This is a genomic window from Pseudomonas sp. R28(2017), from assembly GCF_002112505.1.
Lineage (GTDB): Bacteria > Pseudomonadota > Gammaproteobacteria > Pseudomonadales > Pseudomonadaceae > Aquipseudomonas.
Genome location: NZ_NEHW01000016.1, coordinates 1 through 14,488 on the forward strand (window position 1 = coordinate 1; position 14,488 = coordinate 14,488).

General features: G+C 67.2%; 13 protein-coding genes and 1 pseudogene. 1 reads left to right on the top strand and 13 read right to left on the bottom strand.

The genetic code is table 11. The annotated features are described in order from the left end of the window. Nucleotides 1-130, top strand: a pseudogene (locus CAF78_RS23360) (electron transfer flavoprotein subunit alpha/FixB family protein); the annotation flags it as partial. Nucleotides 131-192: 62 nt separating this feature from the next. Here the strand turns inward: CAF78_RS23360 and CAF78_RS28505 are convergent. The 13 genes from CAF78_RS28505 to CAF78_RS23420 all read right to left on the bottom strand — a co-directional run bounded on the left by CAF78_RS28505 (nucleotide 193) and on the right by CAF78_RS23420 (nucleotide 14,479). After that, the gene (locus tag CAF78_RS28505) at nucleotides 193-366 is read right to left on the bottom strand and encodes a hypothetical protein (RefSeq protein WP_156340919.1); all 174 of its coding nucleotides are present in this window, start codon (nucleotides 364-366) and stop codon (nucleotides 193-195) included. Between the two features lie 53 nt (nucleotides 367-419). Beyond that, a complete protein-coding gene (locus CAF78_RS23365; protein ID WP_085677251.1) occupies nucleotides 420-1,460 on the bottom strand; it encodes a Rieske 2Fe-2S domain-containing protein in 1,041 nt (346 codons plus the stop codon). Between the two features lie 129 nt (nucleotides 1,461-1,589). Next, nucleotides 1,590-2,933, bottom strand: a complete 1,344-nt coding sequence (locus CAF78_RS23370) for a DUF1329 domain-containing protein (RefSeq protein ID WP_085677417.1) — start codon at nucleotides 2,931-2,933, stop codon at nucleotides 1,590-1,592. A 112-nt stretch (nucleotides 2,934-3,045) separates the two neighbouring features. After that, a complete protein-coding gene (locus CAF78_RS23375) occupies nucleotides 3,046-4,239 on the bottom strand; it encodes a helix-turn-helix transcriptional regulator (protein WP_085677252.1) in 1,194 nt (397 codons plus the stop codon). Next, nucleotides 4,229-6,595, bottom strand: a complete 2,367-nt coding sequence (locus CAF78_RS23380) for an RND family transporter (protein WP_085677253.1) — start codon at nucleotides 6,593-6,595, stop codon at nucleotides 4,229-4,231. Before CAF78_RS23380 ends, CAF78_RS23375 begins: the two co-directional genes overlap by 11 nt. After that, on the bottom strand, nucleotides 6,592-7,587 hold the full coding sequence (locus tag CAF78_RS23385; protein WP_085677254.1) for a YCF48-related protein: 996 nt from the start codon (nucleotides 7,585-7,587) through the stop codon (nucleotides 6,592-6,594). Before CAF78_RS23385 ends, CAF78_RS23380 begins: the two co-directional genes overlap by 4 nt. A 72-nt stretch (nucleotides 7,588-7,659) precedes the next feature. Then, nucleotides 7,660-8,868: an acetyl-CoA C-acyltransferase gene (locus tag CAF78_RS23390; protein ID WP_085677255.1), complete on the bottom strand. Its 1,209-nt coding sequence runs from the start codon at nucleotides 8,866-8,868 to the stop codon at nucleotides 7,660-7,662. A 6-nt stretch (nucleotides 8,869-8,874) separates the two neighbouring features. Continuing rightward, on the bottom strand, nucleotides 8,875-9,345 hold the full coding sequence (locus CAF78_RS23395) for a MaoC family dehydratase (protein WP_085677256.1): 471 nt from the start codon (nucleotides 9,343-9,345) through the stop codon (nucleotides 8,875-8,877). A gap of 10 nt (nucleotides 9,346-9,355) precedes the next feature. Next, nucleotides 9,356-10,141: an SDR family oxidoreductase gene (locus CAF78_RS23400; RefSeq protein WP_085677257.1), complete on the bottom strand. Its 786-nt coding sequence runs from the start codon at nucleotides 10,139-10,141 to the stop codon at nucleotides 9,356-9,358. Between the two features lie 36 nt (nucleotides 10,142-10,177). Beyond that, nucleotides 10,178-11,056: an SDR family oxidoreductase gene (locus CAF78_RS23405; RefSeq protein WP_085677258.1), complete on the bottom strand. Its 879-nt coding sequence runs from the start codon at nucleotides 11,054-11,056 to the stop codon at nucleotides 10,178-10,180. A 35-nt stretch (nucleotides 11,057-11,091) separates the two neighbouring features. Continuing rightward, nucleotides 11,092-12,243, bottom strand: a complete 1,152-nt coding sequence (locus CAF78_RS23410) for an acetyl-CoA C-acetyltransferase (protein ID WP_085677259.1) — start codon at nucleotides 12,241-12,243, stop codon at nucleotides 11,092-11,094. Between the two features lie 3 nt (nucleotides 12,244-12,246). Next, the gene (locus CAF78_RS23415; RefSeq protein WP_085677260.1) at nucleotides 12,247-13,305 is read right to left on the bottom strand and encodes an acyl-CoA dehydrogenase family protein; all 1,059 of its coding nucleotides are present in this window, start codon (nucleotides 13,303-13,305) and stop codon (nucleotides 12,247-12,249) included. Between the two features lie 10 nt (nucleotides 13,306-13,315). Next, complete coding sequence (locus CAF78_RS23420) at nucleotides 13,316-14,479, bottom strand: acyl-CoA dehydrogenase family protein (RefSeq protein WP_085677261.1); 1,164 nt, start codon at nucleotides 14,477-14,479, stop codon at nucleotides 13,316-13,318. Between the last annotated feature and the right edge of the window lie 9 nt (nucleotides 14,480-14,488).

Below are 14,488 nucleotides of genomic sequence, written 5' to 3' on the forward strand. Positions count from 1 at the left end.
CGGCATGAAGGATTCCAAGGTGATCGTCGCGATCAACAAGGATGAAGAAGCGCCGATCTTCCAGGTGGCCGATTACGGCCTGGTCGCCGACCTGTTCGAAGCGGTTCCCGAGCTGGAACAGCTGGCCTGATCCACGGATGCAAAAGCCCGGTCCTCAAACGAGGGCCGGGCTTTTTATTGCGCCTGTACCACTCAACGAACCCCGGGAAACCCCTGGAAGCTCGGCAGGATACTCATGCAGCCCGGAATCTGCCGGCAGGCCCTGGCCCCGGCAGACTCGGGCGCAGCCGAGGCCAACAACGTCAGGCCGATGATCAGCACCACCGACAGCGGCACGCAGTACGCCAGAAAACGCTGAATCTTCATGACCCACCTCTCGATCTGCCGCCCTGCCAGGCTGGCTGGCAGGGCGCAAGCACTCAGCGTTCATCCACCGTGATGATCTCGCGCCGCTCGGCCATGCTCGCTGGCACCTGGTCTTCGTCGGTGAAGAACTGCTGGTACCACTCGCGCAGGTGATACACCGGGCCATCGTTCTCGGCCAGTACCGGCTTGTCGATGCGCACCTTGTGCTTCCAGATGACCACGTCCTGGTAGAACGACTCGCGGTTGCTCTTGACGTAGGCCTTGGCGATCTCGCCGTTCTGCTCGTCGGTCAGGCCCGGCACACGCTTGACCATGCAACCGAAGCGCAGCACGAAGCTGTCCGGGGTCACCGGCACGTGGCTGTTGAGCAGGATCGCGTGCACCCGCACCTCGCCGAACATCGAGCTCAGCTCGGTAAAGTGGGTGGCCGGCCCGTAGTACGCCGACGGCGCAATCAGGTCGCCGCCCAAGCGCTCGGAGTCGCCATGGAAGATCTGCCGGCCGATATGCCCTTCGAACTCGTTGGCGAAATACTTGGTCGGGGTGCCGTGCACCGGCCCGAAATGCTGGGCGTCGACCAGGTTGTCGACCAGCTCGCGCGGGTTGGTCTCGATCAGCATGGTGTCGATGTTCCAGTCATGGATCCACTCCGGGTCGTCCATTTCCGGCAGGTGCGGAATGACCACGCCCTCCTTCGGCGGGCGCCCTTCCGGGTTGTTCCAGACGAACAGCAGGTTGTTTTCCTCGCAGGTCAGCCAGCTGCGGGTCTTGGCCTTGGGCGGTATGCGCTTGCAATAAGGGATGTCCACGCACTTGCCGCTGGTGTCGTACTTCCAGTGGTGGAACGGGCAGACCACGGCGTCGTTTTCAATGGTGCCCTGGGACAGGTCGGCACCCATGTGCGGGCAGAACGCGTCGAGGATGCTGATGGCACCGGCGCTGTTGGCGAAGGCCACCAGGCGCGTGCCGAACACGTTCAAGGTGTGCAGCTTGCCATCACGGTAGTCGTCGGCCACGCCCAGGCAATGCCAGCCCCGGGCGTAGCGGTGGGTGCGCTGGGCGCTGTCGATGGAGAGTTCGGCGAGTTTGGTCATGTTGTTGTTATTCCTGTAGGGGGTACGCCAATCACCGGCAATACCCCTGCGATGCCGGGGGGATTACCTGGCCGCTATCTTTGAGCAGCCGTGCCGGGCCCTCATCCTTCAATCGGACTAGGCCGGGCCTCATTGGCCAAAGCGCCGCGCCGCCTCCGGGCCGAAGTCGCGCGGGCTGAAGCCTGGACGGTTGAGCAGGTAGCCGGTGCGCTGCTGGTTGATCAGGTTGAACGCCAGGTAGCTGCCGGCATTGAGGTCGTGGTACAGGCCCACGCCGGCCTGGGGCCGTTGCGACTCGTAGGCGTAGAAGTAGTTGACCATCGAGGTGCGCCACAGCTCACCACGGTTGTCGTAGTTGTCGGCCAGCATCGGGAACCAGGTGTCCTCGTCGATGTACAACTTGCGCTTGCCGTACAAGTGGCGGTAACCCGGCTTCAGTGTGCCTTCCAGTTCCCACACCCGGTGGCGCTCGTAGCGCATGGCCTGCGGGTTGATGTGCCCGGGGGTGAGCAGGTCGGCGTACTTGAGGTCCGGGGCATGCAGGCGGTAGGTGTCGTAGGGGATGAACATTTCCCGCTTGCCGACGATCTTCCAGTCGTAACGCTGCCCCGAGCCGTTGAACAGGCGCACCTCGTCAACGGTGATCGAGCCACCACTGCCAGGGAACGACATGTCGAAGCCATAGCCGGGCGACTGCCGCACCCGCCGCGTGCCCGGGTCGTAGCGCCAGGCCTGGCGCGGTTCGGTCTTGTCGTTCCAGAACTCGGTGCCGGTGTTGATCTCGCCCTTGTCGCGTTGCGGCAACAGGGTTTCATTGAGGTAGAACGACGAGTTGCCTACCGTGTCACCGACCTTGCCGGGCTCCAGCGCCGGGGCCAGGTTGCGCGAATGCACGCGACCCCAGTTGATGTTGCCGTCCTTGAGCACGTAGGCGTTGTCGGAGGTGTATTCCTCGGTCCAGGCCCGCAGAGTGAAGGTCGACGCGTTCTTCAGCAGTTCCAGGCCGCTGCGCGGCACCGGGAATGGCGTGCCGCCGGTCTTGCCGACCACACCTTCGCCATCGTCCACCAGCTTGGCTACCCTGGCGTTCTCGCGGGTTGCCTGGCACACCGCATCGTCGAAGCGGAAATCCCGGTGGCTGGGGTAGACCGGCATCTTGAAGGTGGTCGGGTACAACTTGAACAGCGCCTTCTGCCCGTCAGACAGCGCATCGGCGTATTGCCCCAGGTTGTCGGCAGTGATCACGAACAAGGGCTTTTCATCAGGGTACGGGTCGACCGGGTGCTGGCCGGTGCCCTTGAACGCAACGTGCGGCGGCACGCCCAGCCACTTGCCGGAGAATGGCGGGATGCTGCCGTCGGCATTGCCGCTGGGGTCGGCGCCGACGCAGGTCAGGTCCTTGCCCAGGCGTTCGACATCCTCGGGGGCGGCCAGCACGGCACCCGGCGCCGCAACCACCAGCAACAGGCTCATGGCCAGGCCGTGGCGCGCCAGAATACTCTCGGTCATTGTTGTTCTCCTTGGTTACCGATAGCGGTGGCCCAGTATCGGCAGGCCCTCGCGGCAGCAGCATCGTCCGCTCGGACTAACGCATCTGCGCCGGCAAACTGCCGGGCTCGCCCAGCGCGACCACGCTGTTGAGCATGATCCGCACCAGCTCGGTCTGGCGCCGCACCCCGGTCTTCGAGAAGATCGAGCGCAGGTGCGCGCGTGCGGTGTTGCGGCGGATGTTGAGCCGTTCGGAAGCCTCCTCCAGGGACAAGCCGTTGGCCAACTCCAGGGCCAAGCCGGTTTCCGCCGGGGTGAGGTTGTACAGCTGCGCGGTCACCCTGTTGCTGGCCAGCGACTTGCCCACCGCATCGCGCACGTACACCACCACGGTCGGTTTGCCCTTGCCCTCGACCAGTTCCTGGGACGGCACCAGCTCGACCACCACACCCAGGTTGACCTGCCCGGACGGGCGCGACACCGACATCGCCTCGGCGCCCTGGGCGGCCAGGTGGCCTTGCCGGCTGCGCAGGAAGGCGCTGCGCACCAGCCGGCCCAACTCGCGGTTGTCGCTCGGGTAGGTGGCCTCCAGGCGGCCGCCCACCAGTTTCAGCCCGTCGTTGCTGTCGAGGATCTCGCGGGCCACCGGGTTCAGCTGCAGCACACTGCCGGTCTCGTCGAGCATGATGGTGGCGACGGCCAGGCGGTTGATGGCGTGGGAATACAGCGTGCCCAGCGAGGCACTGCGGTCGAGCAGTGCATGCATGTGCAGGGCCCGGCGCAGGTGCGGCACCAGCATCGCGCACAGCGCCCGCTCCAGCTCGCCGAAGCGCGCCTGCCCACGGGGGCGGTTGATGCGCAGGCGCAGGGTGCCACCGTCGGGCATGCTGATGTCGACGCCGAGCATGTGGAAACAGCCATAGGGCGCGCAGTACAACAGGTAGAACGACGAGCCGGCCCACTCGGCATCGCTCAGCAGCCCGTCGATGGTGAATACCGTGTCCACCGGCAGCCGGTCGAACAACGAGGCCTTCTCGCAGTAGGCAAAATGATTGACGCCGCCCTCCCCCGGTTCGACATCGCCGGCGACCATCATCGGTGACAGCAGCGGCTCATCGAGCACCCGCAGGATCAGCGTCACGTAGCTGGCCGCAAACAGCCCGCGCAGCTGGCGCAGGGCGTCGTTGAGCCGTTGGGTATCGAGCGCCGCATCGTACATGTTGCCGATCAGGCGCTCATACTCGCCGAGCTCGATGCCCAACTGCTCCAACACCTGGGCGTTAGACAGCATGGGCAGGCTCCAGATCGGGAGCGCGGGCCACCAGCGGCCGGTCGCCGTCGAACCAGGCGGCCAGCGCCGGCAGCAGGAAGATCGCGCCGAACACGTTCACCAGGAACATGAACGCCAGCAGGATGCCCATGTCGGCCTGCAGCTTGAGCGGTGCCAAGGCCCAGGTCCCAACCCCGATCGCCATGGTCACGGCGGTGAACACCGCCGCCGTGCCGCGCTGGCACATGGCGAGGTAGAAGGCGTTGCGCAGCGGCTGGCCGGCCGCCATTTCATGCTGGATGCGCTCGTAGAGGTAGATACCGTAATCCACGCCCACCCCGACGCCGAGCGCCATCACCGGCAGGGTGGCGACCTTCAGGCCGATGCCCAGCAGCGCCATCAGCGCATTGCACAGGATCGCAACGATGCCCAGCGGCACCAGGATGCACAGCACCGCACGCAGCGAGCGGAAGGTCAGCAGGCAGAACAGCCCCACCGAGCAGAACAGCGCCGCCAGCATCCACGCCTCGGCATGCTTGACCGCATCACTGGACGCCGCCATGACCCCGACATTGCCCCCGGCCAGGTGGAAGCTCGCCTGCGGTACCTGGACGCTGGCGATGATGCGCCGGGCCTCGTTGACCACATGGGCCACGGTCGCCCCCTCGTGGTCGTTGAGAAACACCAGCACCTGCATGCGTCGGCAGCCTTCGGTGACCAGCCCGGAGTCCGGTGCATAGGCCATCGAGCCTTGCTGCAGGCCACGCGAGGAACCGGGGATGGCGGCCCAGCGCGGGTTGCCTTCGTTGTTGCCAGCAATCATCGCCTTGCCCAAACCCGCGACGCTCTGCACCGACTGCACACCCGCGACCTGGCGCATCTGGAAGTCGAACGCTTCCACCGCGCGCATCACCGCCGGGTCCAGGCAGGCTTCGTCGCTGCCGTGGGTCTGCACGAATACCGCCAGCACATCCAGGCCGATGGCATAGCTGCCAACGATGCGCTGATTGTCCTGGTTGTAGCGTGAATCGGCGCGCAACTCCGGCGCGCCCGGGCCGATGTCGCCCACCGCCAGCTGCCGCGCCTTGAACACACCCACGCCCAGCAGCACCAGGCTGACCGCGAACACCGCCAGCGCTGGCCGCGGCTGCGCCAGTGCCGACAGGCGCCACCACAGCGGATGCTGGCGCACCTGTGGCTGCACTGCCCGCCCCGGCGCGGCCGGCAGGTACGACAACACCAGCGGCAGCAGCATCTTGTTGGTGATGATCATCAGCATCACCCCCAGGCAGGCGGTCACGCCCAGCTCATGGACGATGGGGATGTCGATCAGCATGATCACCGCAAACCCCAGGGCATTCATCAGCAAGGCCAGCGAGCCCGGAATGAAGATCTTGCAGAACGCCGTATGCGCCGCCTGCCGCGCCGTCGCACCGGCCAGCACGTCCTGTTTCCAGGCATTGGTCATCTGCACCGCATGGGACACGCCGATGGAAAAGATCAGGAACGGCACCAGCACCGACATCGGGTCGATGCCCAGGCCCAGCAACGGCAACAGGCCCAGCAGCCAGACCACCGGCAGCAGCGCCACCAGCAAGGCCACCAGGGTCAGGCGCAGCGAGCGCGAGTAGGCCCAGAGCAGCGCGGCGGTGATCAGGAAGGCGACAACGAAGAACAGCAGCACCGTGCTCAGGCCTTCCACCACATCGCCCACCAGCTTGGCAAAGCCCACCACACTGATCTCGATGTCGGCGCTTCCATAGTGCGCACGGATGTCTTCCAGGCGCCTGGCGACCTCCACATACGATATTGGCTGGCCGCTGCGCGGGTCGCTGTCCTGCAGGTCGGCGCGCACCAGCGCCGCCCGCTGGTCGTTGGCCAGCAGGCGGCCGGCCTGCCCGGCACGGGCGGCATTGCTGCGCACCCTTTGCAAGTCCTCGGTAGTGCCGGCGTACTGCGGTGGCACCACCAGGTCGCCGACAAAGCCCTCTTCGGTCACCTCCACATAGCGCACGTTAGGGGTGAACAACGAAGTTACGCTCGGCCGGCTGACGCCGGGGATGAAGAACACGTCATCGGTGACCTGTTGCAGCACCTTGAGGAACTGCGGGTTGTACAGGTCGCCCTCGCCCTTCCAGCGCACGCTCACCAGCAGCCGGTTGGCCCCGGTGAACACCCGGCCGAAATCGAGGAAATTGCGCATGTAGTCGTGGCGTACCGGGATCTGCTTGTTGAACCCAGGGTCGAGGCGCACCTGGGTGGCGCTGTAGCCCAGCGCCAGGGTGGCCAGCAGGAACACCCCGAGCCAGGCCCGCCTGGCGCCGAGCAAGCGGTCGGCACAACGGCGCACCCAGCGTTCGCTGCGGGCGCCGCTCATGGCCGCGCCTCCTGGCTCAGCGCCACGTCAGGTTGTGCGCCCTGGAACACGCCCCGTTCACCGGCTACCAGCAGGTGGCGGCCACTGAGGCCGACCGCCGAAGTCAAGGTACCCAGGCCACTGAGCTGGTCGATACCGAGCAGGTCACCCTCGCCATCCAGGTGAATCAGCCGGCTGCCGCCACCCACCAGCACCAGCCCGGCCTGCCCCGGCAAGCGGGCGTGGCCGTAGATCGGCTGGCTGCTGCCGACCTCGACCCGTTCCCAGCTGTCGCCGAAGTCGTGGCTGCGAAACACATGGCCACGCATGCCGTAGGCCAGCCAGGTGCTGGCCGAGAGGCGCACCACGCCGAACAGCGAACCATTGTAGAAGGCTGGCAGCTGCTGCCAGTGCTGGCCGCCATCGCCGGAGCGCAGCACCAGGCCCTGCTCGCCGACCAGCATCTGGTGGCCGTCGGCGCCGCCATCGAGGCCGTTGAAGTGGGCACTGTCACCCGGCATCTCGCGCGCAGCCCAGTGCTCACCGGCATCGTTCGAGACCAGGAACTTGCCATAGCTGCCATAGGCCACCACCTGCTTGCCGTCTGCGCTCCACACGCCCAGCAGCGGCTCGCCGAGGTCGGCGTCGTAGTGTTTTTCCTGCCAGGTCTGGCCGCCATCGGCCGAGCGCAGGATCCATCCATCATGGCCCACCGCGACCAGGACTTGATCGTTCAGGGCGACCACGCCGGTCAGCGTCACCTCGCGCCCGACGCCAGGCTGGCTGGCCCGCCAGCTGCGACCGCTGTCGCGGCTGGCCAGCAGCGTGCCGCGCTCACCGACGGCGATCAGCCGGTCACCGCTGCTGATCAGCGCATTGACCTGGACCCGGTCGGCCAGCACCTCGGTGACCGCCAGGGGCGTGGGTTGGCGGGGGGCGAAGGCAAAGACCACGGCGGCGATGACAATGGCGCTCATGACATAGCCGGTCAGCTGGCGCGAGGCAGGCTTCATTGGGGGGAACCCTCTTGGAATTGTGCCTGGATCATCCAGCCGACCCGCCCTGGGTTACATCGTCCAAATGGCTTAAGGCAACTCGAACAACCCCGCCGCCCCCATCCCACCACCGATGCACATCGCCACCACCACATAGCGCACCCCTCTACGGCGCCCTTCCAGCAAGGCATGGCCGACCATCCGCGCCCCCGACATGCCAAACGGGTGTCCAATGGCAATCGCCCCGCCATTCACATTCAACCGCTCCGGCGGGATCTCCAGCGCATCCCGGCAATGCAGCACCTGGCAGGCAAATGCCTCATTGATCTCCCACAGGCCGATATCCGCTACGCCCAAACCAAAGCGCTTGAGCAACTTCGGCACCGCCAGCACCGGCCCGATGCCCATCTCCTGCGGTGCACACCCGGCCAGGGCGATACCGCGATAGATGCCCAACGGCGTTAGCCCGCGCCTGCGCGCTTCGGCCCGGCTCATCAACAGGCTGGCCGACGCACCGTCGGAAAACTGCGAGGCATTGCCCGCCGTGACGAACGCGCCCTGCCCCACCCACTTGCCGTCCTTCCACACCGGCTTCAGCGCGGCCAGGTCCTCCAGGCGCGTGCCCGGGCGGTTGCATTCGTCACGCTCGACGCGCACCCGCTGATGCCCGGAGGGCTGGCCGTCCTGGTCGAACAGCAGCTTGTCGACCTCCAGCGGCACCAGCTCTTCGTCGAACAAACCGTCACGCTGGGCCGCCGCGGTGCGCAGCTGGCTCTGCAACGAATACTCGTCCTGCGCGGCGCGGCTGATGCCGTATCGGCGCGACACGATCTCGGCGGTTTCCAGCATGGGGATGTAGGCGTCCGGCATTACCACCTGCACCGCCTGGGACTGGGCCCGGTAGCTGTTCTTGTGCTTGGTCTGGGTCAGCGACAGCGACTCCACGCCACCGCCGATGGCAATGTTCAGCTCGCCCGTGACGATGCCTTTGGCGGCCATGCCGATGCTGATCAGGCCAGAGGCGCACATGCGGTCCACGGCCATGCCCGGCACGCCGTGGGGCAGCCCGCCGGTATAGGCACACAGGCGGCCGATATTGTAGCCCTGGGTGCCCTGCTGCACGGCGGCGCCCATGATCACATCGTCGATGGCCGCGGCCTCGACCCCGCTGCGCTCGACCACTGCACGCACCACGTGCCCGCCCAGCACAGGGGCCTCGGTGTCGTTGAACGACCCACGGAACGATTTGGCCAACGCGGTACGGGCGGTGGCAACGATGACGGCTTCATTCTGGTCCATGACGGCTCACTCGCTAACGGGGTTGAAGGTGTAACGGCTGATGGTGTCGATCACGCAGCCGGGGCGGCTTTCGCCTTCGATCTCCACGCTGACCCGCACCACCAACTGCACGCTGTCGGCCAACTGCTCGGCGCGCAGGATCTGGCCATGGCCACGTACCCGTGCACCGACGCGCACCGGCGCCGGGAAGCGCACCCGGTCGCTGCCGTAGTTCACTCCCATGGCCAGGTTATCGATGGTCAGCAGTTGCGGCAGGAACAGGTTGACCAGCGACTGGGTCAGGTAACCGTGGGCAATGCACGCACCGAACGGGCCTTGCGCGGCCCGCTGCGGGTCGACGTGAATCCATTGGTGGTCGCCCGTGGCTTCGGCAAACAGGTCGATGCGCGGCTGGCTGATGATCAGCCACTCGCTGTGGCCAAGGTCCATGCCCTCGGCAGCGAGCAAGGCCTGGGCACTGTTGAAGACATGATTCATGGGGCGCTCCTCAGGCTTGCTGCGAACTGACCGACAGCACTTCACCGACCATGTACGACGCGTAGTCGCTGGCCAGGAACATCATCACGTTGGCGACCTCCCAGACCTCGGCGGCGCGGCCAAAGGCCTCGCGGCTAGCCAGGCTGGCGAGCAACGCTTCGCTGGAGGCCTTCTTGAGAAAGTCGTGCAGGGCGATCGACGGCGACACCGCGTTGATGCGCACGCCATGCTCGGCCGCCTCCAGCGCGCTGCAGCGGGTCAGCGCCATCACTCCGGCCTTGGCCGCGGCATAGTGGGCCTGCTCCTTCTGCGCCCGCCAGCCGAGCACCGAGGCGTTGTTGACGATCGCCCCGGTACCGCGCCGCTGCATGTGCGGCAGCATCGCCCGGGTCATGCGGAAAGTGCCGGTCAGGGTCACATCCAGTACCCGCGACCACTCCTGGTCGGTCATCTCGACCACCGCCTTCTGGCCGCCGAGCCCGGCATTGTTGATCAGCACATCGACGCCGCCCAGCAGGCCCTCGGCGCGGTCGACCAAGGCCTGTACATCGGCTTCCACCGTGACGTCGCACAGCTGGCCATAAATGGCTTGCAGGCCGGTTTCCGCCTTCAGGCGCTCTACCGCATCGATCAGGCGCCGTGGGTGCACATCGGAAATCATCAAGGCCCGGCAGCCTTCCTCGGCGCTGCGCCGGGCCGCCGAATAACCGATACCGGCACCGGCGGCGGCAGTGACCAGCACCGACTTGCCGGCCAGCAGCTGATGGCCGGGGACATAAGGGGGAACGTGTTTCATGGGGCTTTCCTCGGTTCGATGGTCTGCAGGCGCTGGTCAGCTGCCCCAGACCCGTTGTGCGGCGGGTGCCTGGGCCAGAATCTGCGCCACGGCCGGGCCGATCTCCTCGACCTGCCAGCGCCCGCCCTTGTCCTGGGTGGTGCCGGTGCGCCAGCCATCGGCCAACGAGATCCGCCCGCCCTGGCTTTCGAACACCTGCCCGGTCACCTGGGCGGACTCGACACTGCCCAGCCACACCACCAGCGGCGCAACGTTTTCCGGCGCCCAGGCATCGAAGCTGCCGTCCTCCGGCGCCTTGACCACATCGGGCATCGCACTTTCGGTCATCGCCGTGCGTGCGGCCGGTGCCAGGGCATTGGCCGTGACCCCGTAGCGCGCCAGCTCCGCCGCCTGCACCAGGGTCAGCGCGGCGATGCCGCCCTTGGCCGCGGCATAGTTGGACTGGCCGATCGAGCCCTGCAGGCCAGCCCCGGAGCTGGTGTTGATGATCCGCCCGGCCACCGGCGTGCCGGCCTTGGCCAGGTCGCGCCAGCGGCGCCCGAGCAGGTTGGCCAGGCAGTAATGGCCCTTGAGGTGCACGCGCATCACCAGGTCCCAGTCGTCTTCCTCCAGGCTGATGAACATGCGGTCACGCAACACCCCGGCGTTGTTGACCAGCACGTGCACCTCGCTGAACGCCGCCAGCGCGGCGTCGATGATGCGCTGGGCGCTGGCCAGGCTGGTGATGTCGTCGCTGTTGCCGATGGCCTGGCCACCGTTTGCGCGGATCTCCTCGGCCACCGCCTCGGCCGCCTCGGCACGGATGTCGTTGACCACCACCTGGGCGCCCTGCGCGGCAAATGCCAGTGCGTAGGCGCGGCCCAGGCCGCCGCCGGCACCGGTGATGATCACAGTGCGGCCTTCACATATCGCCATGTCTGAATCCTTTTGCTTGGAATGAAGAGCGCAGCTCAAAGGCGCTCGATGATCGTCACGTTGGCCTGGCCGCCGCCCTCGCACATGGTCTGCAAGCCATAGCGGCCACCACTGCATTCCAGTTCGTTGAGCAGCGTGGTGGTCAGCCGGGCGCCGGTCGCGCCGAGCGGGTGGCCGAGGGCGATGGCGCCGCCATTGACGTTGGTGCGCGCCGGGTCGTAGTCGAGCTCCTTCCTCCAGGCCATCACCACCGAGGCGAAGGCTTCGTTGATTTCCACCCGGTCGATGTCGGCCATGCGCAGGCCGGTGCGTTGCAAGGCCCTGCGGGTGGCGGCGATGGGCGCGGTGAGGTGCCAGATCGGGTCGTCACCCAGCACCGTCAGGTGGTGGATACGCGCCCTCGGGGTCAGGTCGTAGCGCTTGAGCGCGGCCTCGGAGACCACCAGCAAGGCCGCCGAGGCATCACAGGTCTGGCTCGACACCGCTGCCGTGATCGACGGGAACTGCGGATCGACCGGCTGCAACTCGGCCATTTTCGCCAAGCTGCTCTGGCGCGGCGTTTCGTCTACGGCCAAGCCCTGATAGCCGACGATTTCACGGGCAAAGCGCCCGCTGGCAATGGCCGCCAACGCTCGCCGGTGACTCTCCAGAGCAAACACCTCCATCTGCTCGCGGCTGAGCTGCCAATGGTCGGCGATACGCTGCGCGGCATAGAACTGGTTGACCGGCTGCGTGCCGAAGCGCGCATGCCAGCCCTCGCTGCCGCTGAACGGGTCGGCAAAACCCAGCGGCTGCCCGGCCAGCATCGCCGAGGAAATCGGAATGCGGGTCATGGTCTGCACGCCGCCGACCGCCACCACATCCTGGGTGCCGCTCATCACCGCCTGGGCGGCAAAGTGCAATGCCTGCTGCGACGAACCGCACTGGCGGTCGACCGTGGTCCCCGGCACCGACAGCGGCAGCCCGGCGGCCAGCCAGCTGGTGCGGGCGATGTCGCCGGCCTGGGCGCCAATGGTATCGACGCAGCCAAAGATCACGTCGTCGTAATCCTCGGCCGGGATGGCATTGCGCGCCACCAGGGCCTTGAGCACGTGCGCGCCCAGGTCGATGGCGTGCACCTCGGCCAGCGCGCCCTTGCGCTTGCCGGTGGGGCTGCGCAGCGCATCGACGATATATGCCTCTGCCATGTGCTACTCCTCGAAGGTATGCCCCGGCCCGAGCCGGGTGCTGTCGGCGAACAGGAACGCGCCGACACGGGACTTGTGGAAACCGCGGTCGCCCCAGGACGCATCCAGCGCCCAGGCCCGCTTCATGAACATCTGCAGGTCGACTTCCCAGGTGTACCCCATCGCGCCATGCACCTGGATGCCCTGGCGCGCCGCCAGCCAGCTAGCCTCGCAGCAGGCCAGGCGGGCCTGCGAGACCCACACCGAGGCGTTCGCCTCGCCCTGGGCCAGGCCATGGGCGGCGCGGTACAGCACCGGCTTGGCCTGCTCGATCTGGCGCGCCACGTCGGCCAGGTGATGCTTGACCGCCTGGAAACTGCCGATCGGCCGGCCGAACTGCTTGCGCTGGGCCACGTAGTCCACCGACAGGTCGAGCATGCGCTGGGCCAGGCCGAGCAGCTGCCCGGCCACCGCCAGTGCGCCGCGGTCGAGCAGCTGCGCCTGCAGGCGCCGGCCCTGCTCGCCACTGGCCAGCAACGTCTGCGGCGTCGGGTTCCAGCTCACCAGGCCGAGGCGCCGCGAGGCGTCGATGCTCGGGTTGGCCTGCACATCCACCGCCGCCCGCGGCACCAGGTGGAGGTCGTCACCCACTGGCAGGATCAGCACTTCGGCCAGCTGGGCATCGCTGACCAGCGGGTTGATGCCGTGGCTGATCGCCAGGCGCACGCTGCCCTCGGCAATGCGCGGCAGCAGCTCGGCCCGCGCCGGGTGGCCGGGGTCGAGGCTGGCCAGCAGGCCGGCGGCCACGTAGGCGGTGTCGGCCAGCGAGTCGGGGATGCCGTAGTAGCCCAGCTCCTGGGTCATCAGTGCCCAGGCCACGTCGTCCATGCCCAGCCCACCCTCGGCTTCGGGCACCGACAGCGCGGTCAGGCCTTGGGCGGCGATGCGGTTGCGCAGGTCCGGCGAGCGGCCGGCGTCGGTTTCCCAGATTTCCCGGAGCATCTCCGGGGCGGCTTCGGTCATCAGGAAACGGCTGATGGCTTCGCGAAACGACAGCTGGTCATCGGTAAAGGTGAAGTCCATGGCCTGGTCCTTACTTGGGCAGGCCGAGCATGCGCTCGGCGATGATGTTGCGCTGGATCTCGTTGGTACCGGCGTAGATCGGCCCGGCCTGGGCGAACAAGAAGCCCTCCAGCCAGCCCACCGCATCGCCGGCCGCCGGGGCACCGGCCAGCAGCTCGCCACGGGCGCCCAGAAGGCGCATGGCGGTTTCGTGCATCTTCAGGTCGAGCTCCGACCAGATGATCTTGTTGATGCTCGACTCGGCACCGATCTGCTCGCCCCGGGCCAGGCGTCCGACCGTGTGGTAGGCCGACAGGGCATAGGCTTCGGCGCCCATCCAGCAGTCGATCACCGCATCGCCCAGCGCCGGGTCGCGCACGGCGCTTGCAGGGTGGGCCTTGAACAGCTCCACCAGCTTGCGCGCGGTGTACTGGAAGCGCGCCGGCGAACGCAGCAGCAGCCCGCGCTCGAAGCCGGCGGTGGCCATCGCCACATGCCAACCCTGGCCCTCGGCGCCGATGCGGTTGGCCACCGGCACGCGCACGTCGTCGAAGAACACTTCGGCGAAGGCGTCCTTGCCGTTGAGCGCCTTGATCGGGCGAATGCTGACTCCGGGCGCATCCAGCGGCACCATCAGGAACGACAGGCCATGGTGGCGGCTAGAGCCGGGCTCGCTGCGGAACAGGCCGAACAGCCAATCGGCGAAGATCGCCCGGGTCGACCAGGTCTTCTGGCCATTGAGCACGTAGTGGTCACCGTCGAGCAGCGCCTTGCTGGTGATCGCCGCCATGTCCGAGCCGGCGTTGGGCTCCGACCAGCCCTGCGCCCACATGTCGACGCTGGCCGCCATGCGCGGCAGGAAGCGACGCTTCTGCTCGGCCGTGCCGAACTCCATCAGGGTCGGGCCGAGCAGCAGCTGGCCGTTCTGGTTGACCCGCATCGGCGCCCCGGCACCGTAGTACTCTTCCTCGAAGATCAGCCATTCGGTCAGGTCGCAGCCGCGCCCGCCGAGCTCGGCCGGCCACATCACCATCGACCAGCGGCTCTCGAACAATTTGGCTTCCCAGGCCCGGTGCTGCTCGAAGCCCTCGCGGGTGTCGTAGCTGGCCAGCGGTTCGCGTGGCAGGTTGTCGGCGAGCCATGCCCGCACTTCGGCGCGGAAGGCCTGCTGCTTGGGGGTATAGGTCAGTTGCATGGCGTTCCC

What these genes read in the sequence shown, in the direction of transcription:
- CAF78_RS28505 (WP_156340919.1), bottom strand. Translation starts at nt 366, where the DNA reads ATGAAGATTCAGCGTTTTCTGGCGTACTGCGTGCCGCTGTCGGTGGTG.
- CAF78_RS23365 (WP_085677251.1), bottom strand. Translation starts at nt 1,460, where the DNA reads ATGACCAAACTCGCCGAACTCTCCATCGACAGCGCCCAGCGCACCCAC.
- CAF78_RS23370 (WP_085677417.1), bottom strand. Translation starts at nt 2,933, where the DNA reads ATGAGCCTGTTGCTGGTGGTTGCGGCGCCGGGTGCCGTGCTGGCCGCC.
- CAF78_RS23375 (WP_085677252.1), bottom strand. Translation starts at nt 4,239, where the DNA reads ATGCTGTCTAACGCCCAGGTGTTGGAGCAGTTGGGCATCGAGCTCGGC.
- CAF78_RS23380 (WP_085677253.1), bottom strand. Translation starts at nt 6,595, where the DNA reads ATGAGCGGCGCCCGCAGCGAACGCTGGGTGCGCCGTTGTGCCGACCGC.
- CAF78_RS23385 (WP_085677254.1), bottom strand. Translation starts at nt 7,587, where the DNA reads ATGAAGCCTGCCTCGCGCCAGCTGACCGGCTATGTCATGAGCGCCATT.
- CAF78_RS23390 (WP_085677255.1), bottom strand. Translation starts at nt 8,868, where the DNA reads ATGGACCAGAATGAAGCCGTCATCGTTGCCACCGCCCGTACCGCGTTG.
- CAF78_RS23395 (WP_085677256.1), bottom strand. Translation starts at nt 9,345, where the DNA reads ATGAATCATGTCTTCAACAGTGCCCAGGCCTTGCTCGCTGCCGAGGGC.
- CAF78_RS23400 (WP_085677257.1), bottom strand. Translation starts at nt 10,141, where the DNA reads ATGAAACACGTTCCCCCTTATGTCCCCGGCCATCAGCTGCTGGCCGGC.
- CAF78_RS23405 (WP_085677258.1), bottom strand. Translation starts at nt 11,056, where the DNA reads ATGGCGATATGTGAAGGCCGCACTGTGATCATCACCGGTGCCGGCGGC.
- CAF78_RS23410 (WP_085677259.1), bottom strand. Translation starts at nt 12,243, where the DNA reads ATGGCAGAGGCATATATCGTCGATGCGCTGCGCAGCCCCACCGGCAAG.
- CAF78_RS23415 (WP_085677260.1), bottom strand. Translation starts at nt 13,305, where the DNA reads ATGGACTTCACCTTTACCGATGACCAGCTGTCGTTTCGCGAAGCCATC.
- CAF78_RS23420 (WP_085677261.1), bottom strand. Translation starts at nt 14,479, where the DNA reads ATGCAACTGACCTATACCCCCAAGCAGCAGGCCTTCCGCGCCGAAGTG.